Origin of the sequence: Pseudomonas helmanticensis (assembly GCF_900182985.1) — a bacterium.
Taxonomy (GTDB): domain Bacteria; phylum Pseudomonadota; class Gammaproteobacteria; order Pseudomonadales; family Pseudomonadaceae; genus Aquipseudomonas; species Aquipseudomonas helmanticensis.
The window spans coordinates 335,682-349,904 of sequence record NZ_FXUY01000001.1; the positions used below are offsets into that span (position 1 = coordinate 335,682).

Annotated in this window: 10 protein-coding genes; 8 read left to right on the forward strand and 2 right to left on the reverse strand. The window is 60.3% G+C overall.

Annotated elements, in window-relative coordinates:
• Positions 1 to 78: 78 nt before the first annotated feature.
• Positions 79 to 1,527, forward strand: coding sequence for an ATP-binding protein (locus QOL84_RS01725; protein ID WP_283435927.1), 1,449 nt, complete (start codon positions 79 to 81; stop codon positions 1,525 to 1,527).
• Here QOL84_RS01725 and QOL84_RS01730 read toward each other — a convergent pair.
• Positions 1,492 to 4,416 carry an ATP-binding protein gene (locus tag QOL84_RS01730; protein ID WP_283435928.1) on the reverse strand — a complete coding sequence of 975 codons (2,925 nt, stop codon included), beginning with the start codon at positions 4,414 to 4,416 and terminating at the stop codon, positions 1,492 to 1,494. The genes QOL84_RS01725 and QOL84_RS01730 overlap by 36 nt on opposite strands.
• Positions 4,417 to 4,544: 128 nt before the next feature.
• On the reverse strand, positions 4,545 to 4,976 hold the full coding sequence (locus tag QOL84_RS01735; protein ID WP_283435929.1) for a helix-turn-helix domain-containing protein: 432 nt from the start codon (positions 4,974 to 4,976) through the stop codon (positions 4,545 to 4,547).
• 211 nt (positions 4,977 to 5,187) lie between these two features.
• On the opposite strand from QOL84_RS01735, the gene QOL84_RS01740 reads away from it, so the two are divergent.
• From QOL84_RS01740 to QOL84_RS01770, 7 genes are all read left to right on the forward strand, one after another.
• Positions 5,188 to 6,111 (forward strand): LysR family transcriptional regulator, encoded by a 924-nt coding sequence (locus QOL84_RS01740; RefSeq protein WP_283435930.1) that lies wholly within the window; start codon positions 5,188 to 5,190, stop codon positions 6,109 to 6,111.
• 146 nt (positions 6,112 to 6,257) lie between these two features.
• Positions 6,258 to 8,030, forward strand: a complete 1,773-nt coding sequence (locus QOL84_RS01745) for a hypothetical protein (RefSeq protein ID WP_283435931.1) — start codon at positions 6,258 to 6,260, stop codon at positions 8,028 to 8,030.
• Positions 8,031 to 8,202: 172 nt separating this feature from the next.
• Positions 8,203 to 10,578 (forward strand): RCC1 domain-containing protein, encoded by a 2,376-nt coding sequence (locus QOL84_RS01750; RefSeq protein ID WP_283435932.1) that lies wholly within the window; start codon positions 8,203 to 8,205, stop codon positions 10,576 to 10,578.
• Between the two features lie 2 nt (positions 10,579 to 10,580).
• Positions 10,581 to 11,087 carry an RCC1 domain-containing protein gene (locus tag QOL84_RS01755; protein WP_283435933.1) on the forward strand — a complete coding sequence of 169 codons (507 nt, stop codon included), beginning with the start codon at positions 10,581 to 10,583 and terminating at the stop codon, positions 11,085 to 11,087.
• A gap of 154 nt (positions 11,088 to 11,241) precedes the next feature.
• Complete coding sequence (locus QOL84_RS01760; RefSeq protein WP_283435934.1) at positions 11,242 to 11,658, forward strand: DoxX family protein; 417 nt, start codon at positions 11,242 to 11,244, stop codon at positions 11,656 to 11,658.
• Entirely contained in the window at positions 11,651 to 12,277 is a 627-nt protein-coding gene (locus QOL84_RS01765; RefSeq protein WP_283435935.1) for an antibiotic biosynthesis monooxygenase, read from the forward strand. The genes QOL84_RS01760 and QOL84_RS01765 overlap by 8 nt, the downstream gene beginning before the upstream one ends.
• 43 nt (positions 12,278 to 12,320) lie before the next feature.
• Entirely contained in the window at positions 12,321 to 14,159 is a 1,839-nt protein-coding gene (locus tag QOL84_RS01770) for an amidohydrolase (RefSeq protein WP_283435936.1), read from the forward strand.
• Positions 14,160 to 14,223: the final 64 nt, after the last annotated feature.

Below are 14,223 nucleotides of genomic sequence, written 5' to 3' on the forward strand. Positions count from 1 at the left end.
CGTACCGCGCACTCCTATGTCCGTGTTGCGCCCTGTGTGGCGGTTGTACCGTCACTCAAGGCTGCCAAGATGTTTGGCATGGATAATCACAACGATTCGAACCCGGCATCGGTGCTGCGTTTCGGCCCGTATGCGTTTCATTTGCGTCAACGCCTGATCCTCGAAGGGGATCGGCAATTGCGCATGGGCGGTCGTGCCCTCGACATTCTGCAGTTGCTGGTAGAACGCGCGGGACGGGTGGTGACAAAGGAGCAGTTGATCGCCTGGGTATGGCCAACGTCGGTGGTCGAGGAGATCAACCTGCGCGTGCACATTGCTGCGCTGCGGCGTGCGTTGCGTGACGGCGAAAACGGTCAGCGCTACATCGTCAATGTGCCGCAATGCGGTTACAGCTTTATCGCCCCGGTGCATCACGACAGCATCGGGCAAGTAGTCTTCGAAAGCCTGCAGGCGCCGCAACACAATTTACCGGCGCGACTGACCCCGGTGACCGGACGTGACGCGCTGGTCGGTGGGCTCGTGCGCCAAATGCCGCTGTGCCGGTTGATGACCGTCACCGGGCCTGCCGGCGTGGGTAAAACCACGGTTGCCCTGCGTGTGGCGGAGCTGTTGCTGGAACACTTTCGCGACGGCGTGTGGCGGGTCGACCTGGCGCTCGTCGACGACACCACGCCGCTGCTCGAACACATCCTCAACACACTGGATGTCGACCTCGCGACATTGACCTCTCGGCACGCGTTGCTGGTGCTCGACAATTGCGAACACTTGCGCGAGCAATGCCGCGCAGTGGTGCGCCGATTGCTGGATGCCGGGCCACGGCTGTCGGTGCTTGCCACCAGCCGCGAGGCTCTGCAACTCGGTCTGGAAACACTGCAACCCTTACGACCTCTGACAGTGCCGAAATCATCGGCACTGCTCAGTGTGCAAGAGGCGATGAGCTATTCGGCGGTGCAGTTGTTCGTCAGCCGCGCGCGCACTCGTCAGCAGGGCTTTACTCTGCGTGAACAAGACCTTGCAGCGGTCTGCGACATTTGCCGAAAACTCGATGGTTTGCCGCTGGCGATTGAACTGGCCGTGACACAGATCGATGCATTGGCGCTGGTCGGGTTACAGGCGCAACTGGGCAATTGCCTGCAACTGTTGAGTCACGGTCGCCGCACCGCCGTGCCGCGTCACCAGACGCTGACAGCGGCGCTGGACTGGAGTTATCAATGCCTGGGGGAGCAGGAGCAACTGGCCTTGCAACGGTTGTCGATGTTCAAGAAGGCTTTCACGCTGGAAGACGCCTTGAGTGCGAGCACCTGCGCGCAATTGCCGGCCTCGGCGTTGGTCGCTGTCATCGCGCAACTCGCGGGCAAATCGTTGCTGGCGGTGGAGCAGGGCAGTGCGCTGGTGCGCTATCGAATGCTCAATACCACCCGCAGCTATGCCAGCGCACAAATAGCCCCCAGCGATTTCGACTATCGCCATGTGCAGTCTGGCAGCCGTGCTTCAAGCGGGCTGCTGGCAGAGCAGTTCGTCGAGTAGCAGGCGCACTTTGCGCAGGTCCGGGGTGGCATAGCCTTCGGTAAAGCGCTGGTAGATCGGCGTGAGCAGGTCCAGCGCTTCGCGATAACGCGACTGGCGCTGCCACAGTTGGGCCAGCGAGGTGGCGCTGCGCAGTTCCCAGGCCAGCGCACCTTGGGCCTTGGCGATGGACAGGGCTTGTTGCAGGGTTTTTTCAGCTTCGAGGAAAATTGCGTTGTCAGCGCGGGCCTCTTCGCGGGCGAGCCCGCTCCCACAGGGTTTCGTGCTGAGTTGAGCTTTTGGATTTAACACAGATTCATTGGGGGAGCTGGCTTGCCAGCGATGGCGGCCTCCAGTCTCACCTGATTCTTCAGCCAGCAAGGCATTTGCCCGCGCGCGCAAAATCTCCGCCGTGCTCCATCCGGCATCACCGCGCCGGGCGCGCTCCAGCAACGCTTCATCAACAAAACGCTCATCCAGCGTGACCATGATTTCCCGGATCAAACCGCTACCATCTGCCGGTATCGGCGCGGCGTTATCGGCATCGATCACCTGCGCGTAATGCCGCGCCCAGTGATGGAACAGCAGCACCGAATGCTTCTGCGATTGCTCAAGCAGCAGATGCAACAACGCCCGGGCATTCTGCCGGTCGCCGTTGTAATGGGCGATCAGGCAACTGGCCAGCGCCAATGTGTAGCAGATCGAAGTGCCGTGATTGATCTGCACGGCAATGTCCAGCGCCTGGCGCGCCGTGCGCCATGCCTGTTCTGGAAAACCCTGCACCCACAACACCCGGGCGAGCACGGTCAGCGAGGCGACGCTTTGGTCGTATTGCACGCCAAAACCATGGGTAAAACGGTTGAGATGACCGCTGTGGGCCATGCGCTCGATGACCTGCTCGGCATGCAGGCGTGCCTGCGGCTGATCACCGGCGTAGTGCAGAGCCAGCACGCGCAAACGGTGGGTACTCAGCGATAACAGCGGGTCGCCGTGCAGGCCGAGGCGATCGAATTGCTCGCTTTGTTCGAGTGCCATCCGGTAATGCCCGCAACTGAGGTTGACCGCCATATGTCCGGACACCGCGCGCAATTGCCCGGCAAGATCGCCGTGCTGTTGCGCGAGCAGACGGGCGTTGACGAAGGCTTCGACAGTTTCCGGGATACCGCCCCAGGTGTGGTAACAAGCGCTGCCGAGCGCCAGATTCAAGGCGATTTGCAGGCGCGGGCAAGGCTTGTCGCTGGTTTCCAGCAGATGCAATGCCTGACGCACATGACCGCCGTATTCGCGCAATAGGGACAGCTCCTGCCATAACGGCGCCGAGGTCGCGGCCAGATCAATCCCCAGTTCGCGGGTTGTGCAGCCGTTCAGGCTCCAGTCCAGAGCGCCGCGCAAATCTTCCAGGCCCCGTGCATAACGCTCGATCCACAAGGTTGTCGGGGTGTCTTCCCACGCTTGCTGTGCTTGCTGCATCAACGTCAGGCAGCGCTCGGCATGACGGCGGCGGGTGTCGTCGAGTTCGGCGGCGAGGTCGAGTTTTTCCAAGGCATAGCGGCGGGTGGTGTCGAGCAGACGGTAAAACACTTCTTCATCGCCGACCTCGACACAGAGCAGCGATTTGGCCACCAATTGGGTGATCGAGGCAAACACCGCGCCGGGTTCGATGTGTTGACCGACGATGACTGCTGCGGCGGATTCCAAGGTAAATCCACCGCGGAACACACCCAGGCGACGCAAGCAGGTTTGCTCGCAGGCCGTGAGCAGATTGAAACTCCAGTCCAGCGTAGCGCGCAGGGTCAGGTGTCGCTCCAGACTGGTTTGATTACCCGCGACTAACGGGGGCAATCGACCCTGCAACTGCGCGAGCAAACCTTCCAGCCCCAGCTCGGTGACCTGCGCCGCCGCGAGTTCCAGTGCCAAGGGCATGCCGTCGAGTCGATGGCAGATTTCAATGGCCTGCGGCAGTTGCGCGTCGCTCAGCTCGAAGTTTTCCTGCGCCGCCAGCGCCCGCTCGAAAAACAACTGCAAGGCAGAAAAACCCAGCGCTTGCTGACGGTCGAGCACCGTTTGCAGCGGCGGATAGTCGAGGGATTCCAGACGCTGGACGAACTCGCCTTCAGCGCGCAGGCTCTCGCGACTGGTGGCGAGGATATGCACCTTCGGCGCACCACGCAAAATGCCTTCGCTGAGTACCGCCACGGCATCGATCAAGTGTTCACAGTTGTCGAGCACCAGCAGCATCTGCCGTTCGCGCAGGCCATTGACCAGGCATGCCAGCGGATCGCCGTCGAGCAACGCCAGATCGAGCAGCGTCGCCAGGTGTGAGCAAATCAGCCGGGGATCGTTGAGCTGCGCCAGGTCCACGAGGCGAATGCCGTCACGGTAGTGGCCGATCAACTGCTCGGCGACGCGCAAGGCCACGGTGGTCTTGCCGATCCCGCCCGGGCCGACCAGAGTGATGCAGCGCTGGCGTGGCAATTGGCTCATCAGGCTGTCGACCAGCGGCTGGCGGCCGATCATGCGCGTGCGCCGCAGCGGCAGGTTGTGCCGGCTCGCGGTAGCGCCCGGCGGACGTTGCTCGATGGATTCGTGCAGCACCGGCGCGACGAAACTGTAGCCGCGTTGCGCCACGGTGATGATATAGCGCTGGCCGGCCTGACCGTCGCCCAGTGCCTTGCGCAACGCCGCCATGTGCACGCGCAGGTTGATGTCTTCGACAACGCTGTCCGGCCAGACCCCGGCCATCAATTGCTGCTTGCTCACCACCTCGCCAGCATGGGCCAGCAGAATCAGCAGGATATCCATCGCCCGTCGGCCCAGTCGCAGCGGCTGGTTGCCCTCAAGCAGCAGCCGTTGCCCGGGATGAATCCGGTAAGGGCCGAAACCGAGGGCCTGATTCGGCGGAAGACTCAACAGCTCACTCCTGCGATGCGACGGCGGACAGGCGGAATTGGAAGCGCGTGCAGGCCTTCTGGTTCGCGGTGTCCGGGCATAATCCTCAGGTTTGAGCATCAGTGCAACGGCTGGCGTGAGCGGCGGATTCAAAATAGCGCGGGCAGTGAGCGGATACTCTTCAGTTCACGCATGACCTGACAGCGCCAGGCAAACGGATTGATGCCTTCGCTGCGGGTGAACATGTGGCAAAAATGCGCTTGATCGCAAAAGCCGCATTCCAGACTGATTTGCGTCAGGCTCAGGTCGGTGTGCTGGATCAGCAGTTTCGCCCGGGCAATCCGCTGGGCGCGGATCCAGTCCTGCGGCGAGAGGCCGGTGCTGCACTTGAAGGCGCGAGAGAAATGGCTGCGCGACAACGAACAGGCGCGGGCCAGTTCGGTGACTTCGAGGCTGTCGCCGAGGCGTTCGAGGATCAGTTGTTTCACTTGCCGTTCGCGCTGCGGACTGAGTCCGCCGATGCCGCTCTTGCGCGGTGCGCTGTCAGGGGCGAGGGCGACGGTTGGTTGTAAGTGAGCCATGGCCAAGGTCCGTGTCGGTGAGGAAGGCGCGCTCGGCACTTTCCCTCTGGTCAAAAAACAACGCTGCGCAGAGGCATTCATTGTTGGCTCGAGGCTTGAAACTGACGAGTTAATCGTTGTTAATTCTGCGGGCCAACCCGCCATCCAGACGCCCCTGATCGCGTATAGTGCAGAGCACTTGCGTCTGCCAGGCTAAAAGGAATCCGTGCCCATGAACCGTAACGATCTGCGTCGCGTCGACATGAACCTGCTGGTGATTTTCGAAGCACTGATGTTCGAGAAGAACCTGACCCGCGTCGCCGAAAAACTGTTCATGGGCCAACCGGCAGTGAGCGCGGCACTCGGTCGCCTGCGTGATCTGTTCGACGATCCATTGTTGCTGCGCAACGGTCGGGGCATGGAGCCGACAGCGCGGGCGCTGGCGATTCTCGAAGAGCTGCAGCCGGCGATGGACGTGATTTCCGGAGCGGTCAGCCGGGCCAAGGAGTTCGACCCGGCAACCAGTTGCGAGGTATTTCGCATCGGCCTGTCGGATGACGCTGAATTCGGCCTGTTTCCGCCATTGCTGCGCCAGCTTCAGGAGGAAGCACCGGGCATTGTCGTGGTCGTCCGTCGCGCCAATTACCTGCTGATGCCGGCATTGCTGGCGTCCGGCGAAATCTCTGTCGGCGTCAGCTACACCACCGATCTGCCGGCCAACGCCAAGCGCAAGAAGCTGCGCGATATTCCGTGCAAAGTTCTGCGTGGTGATGATCGCCCGGGGCCGCTGACCCTCGACGAATACTGCCAGCGCCCGCACGCGATGGTGTCGTTCTCCGGGGATTTGAGCGGCAATATCGACGTCGACCTGGCCAAGGTCGGCCGCTCGCGCCGCGTGGTGCTGGGGGTGCCGCAATTCAGTGGTTTGCGGGCCTTGCTCGCCGGCACCGAGATGATCGCCACCGTGCCGGATTACGCGGCGTGCGCGTTGGTCGAAGGTTGTGCGTTGCGCGCCGAAGACCCGCCGTTCCCGATTGATGCAGCGCAGCTATCGATGGCGTGGAGCGGCGTGCATGACAATGATCCGGCCGAGAAGTGGCTCAGATCGCGGATTGCGCAATTCATGTCGGCTGCGCTGGATATCGAGCAGAAATGAGGCTGTGCATAGTCCCCGGATCAACCTGCGCTGTTCGTCGGGAGCATACCTTGACCTGTAACTTCTGACAGTAGCGCCAATGCACATTCCAGTGTGTGATGAGGTGGTGTCCTTTGGGGCCATATCAATCATGCAAGGAGTGAATGATGAACCGTCCATTGGCCACGATCACCACTGACGACTTGCCACCACCTTTCGTTCGGGAGAGCTCGGCTCCCGCCCTCTTGAATCCGGCGCATGCCAGGTATTCGCTGACGATCGTCGTGGAAGCTGTCCTCGAGTCCACCGACAGAATCAGTGTCAAATGGCAGGGCGCACCGGGTACTCCCGCCGAGGGCTCATACACCTCGGGCTTTTCGGAAGTGGGCGACAGACGCCCGGTAGAGCAAAGTTTTTCGTTTTCGTTGGTGTCTATCAACCAAGGCAGGACGGTCACGCTGACCTACGACATCATTCGCGGCAACGCCGCGCCAGTCACGTCTCAACCGCTGATTCTGTACGTGTTGCCGTTGGCACAGAGTGATCTGCCCAGGCCGTTTATCGAGCAGGCAGAACACGCCGGTGAGGGACAGCTGCTGTTTGTGCACGACCTGAGCCTGTTTGCGTTGAGAATCAATGCGTGGCTGCTGATCAGGCGAGATCTTTTTTTCTGGGCCTGGCTCAAAGGCACCAACGCCAACGGCAGCGTATTTGAACAACGTTACTGGTTTGCTCCCGACAACCTGGTCGGCCAGGACTTCTTCCGCTTTGGCTTTTTCAGGCAAAACTTCCCCGCTGATCCGCTTAAGGGACTCAAGGATGGCAGTGTGCTGACTGTCGAGTTCAGTGTTTCGTTCGATGGTAGTCAGGTCGAGGCTGATGCAATCCGCTTCGCACCGCGCCACTACATTGTCAGAACCCGTGCGTCTCCCACTCCGGGAAAACCCGCCATCCTCTCGGTTAAAGATGCCGCCGGCCAAGACATTGCCAATGGTGGCGAGACGACCGATACCGGGATAACAATCAGCGGCAGCGCGACGGCCGGCGAACAAGTGGAGGTTTTTGACAGGAGTGACTCCAAGGGCATGGTTCGCGCCGATTCCGGTATTTGGCAGCTTCCCTTGTCTCCTCTGAGTGTCGGTCCGCACCCGTTAAAGGCACAGGCATTGTATGGCGATGGAGAGATCTCCGACCTATGGACGATCACCGTCAAGCAGGTTCAACGTGGTGAGCTGTCCATTCAGGAGTCTGCCGATAGCGTCAATCTCGACCCGCTGAATGCCACCGCTTCCCTGACCGCAGTGCTGGATTACGACCAGCAACCCACCGATATGGTTTCTGTCACGGTGAAGGCCGCTGACGGTACCCCTGCTGCGGGTTCACATACCTCCACGCCGATTGCGGCGGGCACTACAACACCTTTGAAGATCAATTTGCCGGTGTCGCTGGTGGCATTCAGCATCGGAAAAATAATGGAGGTGACCTTCACCTATACCCGAGGCGCTTCTGCCCCGGTGACTTCGCAACCTCTACGCCTCAACGTCTTGCCGATTGCCCGTGATCGACTCACGGCGCCACTGATCACTCAGGCCAACGGCACCGATATTCTCGATCTGAAAGACGTTCAATCCGGCGCAAATCTGTTGTTTGGTGCCTGGCCGCACATTTCTGTGAGTCAACGTATCTGGCTTGATCTGGAAGGACAGAAAGACACCGGGACGCACAACCTGCGGATGTGGGCGGGGACGACGAACATGGTGCATCGAGCCTGGGCTACCAATGGCAGCTACAGTTCGCTGATATCGGCTAATTATCTGCGGCTGCTGAGGGATGGCAGCAAGCTGGTCATTCGCTTCAGGGTCAATCTGGATCAGGTTGCGAACCTCGATACGGCAGCGATCTTTCAAACGCGTGAGTACACGATTCGTGCTGTGCCTTAGCCAATTCGAAACCTGTCCGTTCTACTGTGTGATGAGCCGGGGAGATTTGTCTTTCCAGACGATACCGTTCGTCTTGAGTAGGCACACAACTGTCAGAACTGTCAGGTGCGCAATGCACTGAATCGCGTTCTGCTAGGACCTGTCCACACCTCACTGCACAGGAACCAGGCACATGAGTACTTCGCGATCCAATGACGCCGGCGTATTGGTAATTTATCCACCCGACATTCCTCAGGCAGTCCACTCGGTGGTGGGCGCAGACGTTGGCATATCGTTGAAAATATCCGATCAGGTCGCCGACGGGCTCGGGGCAACGGTCCGCGTTGACCCGATTGCAAGTGGTACGGTAACTCCAGGCGACGTCATTCAACTGTTTCGCGTGGGGGAGTCGGCATTGCTGGACAGTCAAATCATCTATGATGTCAATGCGGTGATTTTTCTGCGCATTCCGAATGGACGGCTGTCTTTCGACCTGGTCAATCAGCTGTTCTTCAATATCGTGCGCGGTAGTCAGAACATCGCCAGATCGCTGGATCTGACTGCGCTGTACAACAAGATTCGTCCAGGACTCAAAGACAAACAGCCTACGGTCGAAGGCCATAGCGAACTGAACTTGTTGTTACCCGATGAAATTCTCAAAGGCGTTGGCGCGGACTTTTCCAGTGCTCAGGTTTGCGTCAGTTATCCGTATTGCCGGGCTCACGACGTGATCACCTTGAAGTGCAACGCCAGCCTTCTGCACTACACCGTCAAGCCGACTGAGGCGCCACCGCCACCCAATCCGGGATCGGCCGTTCCCATCACCGTTTGTTTCCTCGTGACCCGGGCCTTTCTCGACAGCGCCAAGCGGGCGGACCAGACATTGGAGTTCGTTTTTACCGTCACCGATCAACTTGGCAACACCGTGGATCCCGACGCACTCTGGTCGGCTTCGCAGATCGTCGACGAGAATCTGGATGGCACCCGGTTCGCGCCCCTGATCTTTCGGGAGAACCAGACGGACAGCGGCGATGTCTCGGAAATTGTCGACCTGGAAAAACTCGGTAAAAACCCGCTGCTGTTGATTGTATTCACCACCGATAATCGTCTGCGCTCAGGCGACATCATTCGGGCGACTTTTCTTTCCGAGGTTGCAGGTCAGCCGAACGTGGTGGTCGAGGGCAAGATCGAAGCCGACGATTTCGGCCAGCTCAAGCCCGTCATCTTGCCAGTGGCCAATGAAAAAGTGATTTCCGGTGATGCGGTAAGTGCCAGTTATGAGGTATGGCGCAACGGTGTGCTGATTGGCATTTCCAGCACCGCTACGGCGCGGGTGGTGGGCGAAGGCTTGCCGGAGCTGCAACCGCCGCGATTGCAGAAGTCAGTTGACGGCGTGTTCGATCCAACGGATCCGGCCAACCTTCAAGGGGCGAACGGCCAGGTTGAAGTTCTTGGGTTTCAGCCGGGCGATACGGTTCGGCTGATTGTCGAAGGCGCTCCGGGCGCAGGATCGCCAGTGTTTGAGGCGAAGTCACTGAACGCCAACAGCCGGGCGAACTTTCCTCTGGGTCTGGCCTTTGTCGCAGCGAACAGGGGTAAATCGGTCAAGCTTCATTTCTTGTTACTGCGCAATGGCCGGATATTCGAATCGCCATCGTTGTCGGTTTTCATCAGTGAAGCGCCGAGTCTCGTTGTGCCTCTGGTCATTGGCTCGCGCGGGACCACGGTCAGGTATTGGTCGAATAAAGGCAGTTCGCGGTTTCTCTCGGCGCTTGATCCGGTCAGCCTCCAGCCGCTGGAAACAGTCTGGCAGTACGAAGGCGATAGCCAGCAGTTTCGCGGTCAGCGCTTCGATGATTTACAACCCCAGCGTTTGCTTCGGGTTGGCAGCGCTGGATATCAGGTGGTGTTGCAACGCTCCAATATCTTCGGCAACGGGTGGGGTGATCCCGCTACGCCTCGCGAAGGACATGCGGTGCTTGTCGCCCTGCGGGATTCCGCCAGTCTGGTGGCATGGGGCGATCGCGGCTACGGGGGGATTCTGCCGCCAGCCATTGCTGCGCTGCGCGATATCACTGAGGTGTTCGGTGGTGCACGGGCTATTGCGGCATTGCGCGCTAATGGTTCTGTCGTCGGCTGGGGCGACGCCGGTTTCGGTGGTGTGGTGTCCGCCGAAGTTTCGCGCTTGACCGACGTCATCAAAGTCACCCCTGGCGGCTATGGCTTTGCGGTCATTCGCGCCAACGGTCAGGTGCAGGCATGGGGGGACGCCCGCTTTGGCGGGGCAGTACCAGCGGCCATCGCTGGCCTGCGCAATGTCGTCAGTGTTTTTGCCACGGTCTCCGCTTTTGTGGCGCTATTGGCCAATGGGCAAATTGTCGCTTGGGGCGATGCCCGTTTTGGCGCTGCCTTGCCGGCAGAGATCGCCGCGCTGCGCGATATTGTCGCCGTCACCTGTAACCACAACGCGTGTGTGGCGCTCAGAGCCAATGGCACTGTAGTGGGTTGGGGGAAGGCCGCTCTGGAGGGGATGTGCCCGCCGACATCGCCCGACTCAGCAACATTGTAGACGTGACCAGTTCCGGTTCGTCGTTTGCGGTGCGGCTGTCCAGCGGGCGAGTCGCTGCGTGGGGCAATCCGGCCGCCGGTGGCTTGGTGCCGTCACGCATTTCCGCCTACACCAACGTTATCGAGATCATTGGCGGCGGTTATGGTTTTGCAGTACGCCTGGACACTAACAGGATCGATACGTGGGGCGATCAGGACCAGGGCGGCAGGGTTCCCGATGCAGTGGCGCGGCGTGACGACATTGTGCAAATCGCCAGTACCAATGGCGCCTATGCGGTGCTGTATGCCGACGGCACAGCCGATGCGTTCGGCAATCCGCTCTGGGGGGGCGATGTCCGTTCAGTCGCCAGTCAATTGACCGGCGTCAGGGCAATAATCGGTAACGCCCAGGCATTTGCCTTTCTGACGGCTGACCGCCGAGTGGTGACCGCCGGACTGGCGGGCGGCGGTGGCAATAGTGATGGGGTTCAGAATCAACTGCTCCGGCAGCTTTCCTATCACCTCGGTTAGCCAACAGATTGTTTACGTTGCAGGCACTGCCGAAGCTTTCGGCAGTGCCCGCAGCGGGTCATGGCTTTCACTTTGAAGAGAGCACGTACGTTCAAGTTTTCCCCTCCCGGCCTCGGCATTATTACGTTCGATAATAATTCAAGGGCGTGAGGTCATGAACACTTCGCAACAGGATGAACGGGCGCGCGACCTCGGTCTGCTGTTCCTGCGGGTCAGCGGCGGGCTGTTCCTGTTATGGGTGCACGGCTTGCCCAAGCTGCTGGATTTCAGCGCGCAGCTGCAACTGATCGAAGACCCGTTCCACCTCGGTGCCCACCTCACGTTGATCCTGGCGATCTTCGCCGAAGTCGTCTGTCCGTTACTGATCGTCGCCGGATTACTGGCGCGATTGGCCTGCGTGCCTATTCTCTTTGTGCTGCTGGTGGCGCTGTTGGTCGTGCATCCGCAATGGAGTGTGGCCGAGGGGCAGTTCGGCTGGTTGCTGTTGATCCTGTTTGCCACTGTATTGATCGCCGGGCCGGGACGGCTGGTGATTCCTGTTCGTTTGCCCGGAGCGCTGCGTTATGCCTGAAGTCCTCAATCCACAAGCGCCGGGGGCCGATGAGACGGTCACGCTGATCGTCAAGCACCGGGTCAAGGCCGGTTTCGAGTCGGCGTATGAAGCCTGGCTGCGCAATATCGTGCGGGTGGCGGGGCTGCGGGAAGGGCATCTGGGCGTGGACGTGGTACGCGGCAAACGTGCCGGTCTCGATTTCTATACCTGCGTGCTGCGTTTCTGTTCGACCGAAGCGATGCAGCAATGGCTGGAGTCATCCGAGCGGCAGGCGTTGGTCGACGAAGCTGCGCCAATGCTGGCGGATGGCGACCAGACCGAAATCGCGCCGGTCAACGAATTCTGGTTCTCGCCGCTGGCCGAAGCCGCCTCGCCACCGCCACGCTGGAAACAAGCGGTGATCACGTTGCTGGTGATTCTGCCGCACACCTTGCTGGTGCCGCTGATCTGGGGGCCGCTGCTCAAGCTGCACCCATTGCTTTCCAACTACGTGGTCGCGACGTTCTTGATCACCCTGACCATCGTTGTGTCGGTGGTGTACGTGTTCATGCCTCGCGTAACGCGATTGTTCGCACCCTGGCTTGAAGCCGGTCAGGCCCATGAACACCTCGATTCCCAAGAAACCTCGCCACGCTGAGCGCGCGGGGTTTGCTCCTTTTTACTTTGCTTGAGGAACTGCGATGAGCGCCGATCTGATTCTGTTCAATGGCCAATTTCATACCGTCGACCGCACCAAACCACTGGCGAGTGCGGTGGCAATCACCGACGGCCGCTTCGTCGTCGTCGGCAACGACAATCAGGCCATGGCCCTGCGCGGGCCGAACACGCAAGTGGTCGATATGCATGGCCGCTGCGTCATTCCCGGCCTCAACGACTCGCACTTGCACCTGATCCGTGGCGGTTTGAACTACAACCTCGAACTGCGTTGGGAAGGCGTGCCGTCGCTGGCCGATGCGTTGCGCATGCTCAAGGATCAGGCTGACCGCACGCCGACCCCGCAATGGGTGCGTGTGGTCGGTGGCTGGAACGAATTCCAGTTCGCCGAAAAACGCATGCCGACGCTGGAAGAAATCAACCAGGCCGCGCCGGACACCCCGGTGTTCATCCTGCATTTGTATGACCGCGCGCTGCTCAACCGCGCCGCATTGCGCGTGGCCGGCTACACCCGCGACACGCCGAACCCGCCGGGTGGCGAGATCGTCCGCGACAGCAACGGCAATCCGACCGGCATGCTCGTTGCGCGACCGAACGCGATGATTCTCTACTCGACGCTGGCCAAGGGGCCGAAGCTGCCGCTGGAATATCAGGTCAACTCGACCCGTCAGTTCATGCGCGAACTCAATCGTCTCGGCCTGACCAGTGCGATTGATGCCGGCGGCGGTTTCCAGAATTACCCGGACGATTATCAGGTCATCGAGCAACTGGCCAAGGACGACCAGTTGACCGTGCGTATCGCCTACAACCTGTTCACCCAGAAGCCGAAAGAAGAGCTGAGCGACTTCCAGAACTGGACCGGCAGCGTCAAGTTGCATCAGGGCGACGACTACCTGCGCCACAACGGCGCCGGGGAAATGCTGGTGTTCTCGGCGGCGGACTTCGAAGATTTCCTCGAGCCGCGTCCGGACCTGCCGCAAACCATGGAGCAAGAGCTGGAACCAGTGGTGCGTCACCTGGTTGAACAGCGCTGGCCGTTCCGTTTGCACGCGACTTACAACGAATCGATCAGCCGCATGCTCGACGTGTTCGAGAAGGTCAACCGTGACATTCCGTTCAACGGCTTGCCATGGTTCTTCGACCACGCCGAAACCATCACCCCGCAAAACATCGAACGGGTCAAAGCGCTGGGCGGCGGCATCGCGATCCAGGATCGCATGGCGTTCCAGGGCGAGTACTTCGTCGACCGCTACGGCAAACAAGCCGCCGAGGCGACCCCGCCGATCAAACGCATGCTCGCCGAAGGTGTACCGGTCGGTGCCGGCACCGATGCCACCCGCGTTTCCAGCTACAACCCGTGGACTTCGCTGTACTGGATGGTCAGCGGTCGCACCGTCGGTGGTCTGGCCTTGTACGAAGAAGGTTTGCCACGCACCACCGCGCTGGAACTGTTCACCCACGGCAGTGCCTGGTTCTCATCGGAGCAGGGCAAAAAGGGCCAGATCAAGGTCGGGCAACTGGCGGATCTGGCGGCGTTGAGCGCGGACTTCTTTCATGTCGAAGAAGAAGCGATCAAGTGGATCGAGTCGGTACTGACCGTGGTTGGCGGCAAGATCGTCTACGCCGCCGGCGACTTTGAAGACCTCGGTCCGCGCTCGATTCCAGTGCTGCCGGACTGGTCACCGGTGGTGAAAGTCCCGGGCCACTGGCGGCCGAATTCGCCATTGCAGGCGCAGGTTCACCAATGCAGCGGGCCGTGCGCGGTGCACACCCACAGCCATGAAAAAGCGCGGATGTCGAACGCGCCGGTCAGTGACTTTGCCGGTTTCTGGGGCGCGTTCGGCTGCTCCTGCTTCGCCTTCTGATTTTCCCCAAAGCGCCGGCCATGCGGTCGGCGCTGCACGTTTCAACCATCCGTCCATCCAGGAG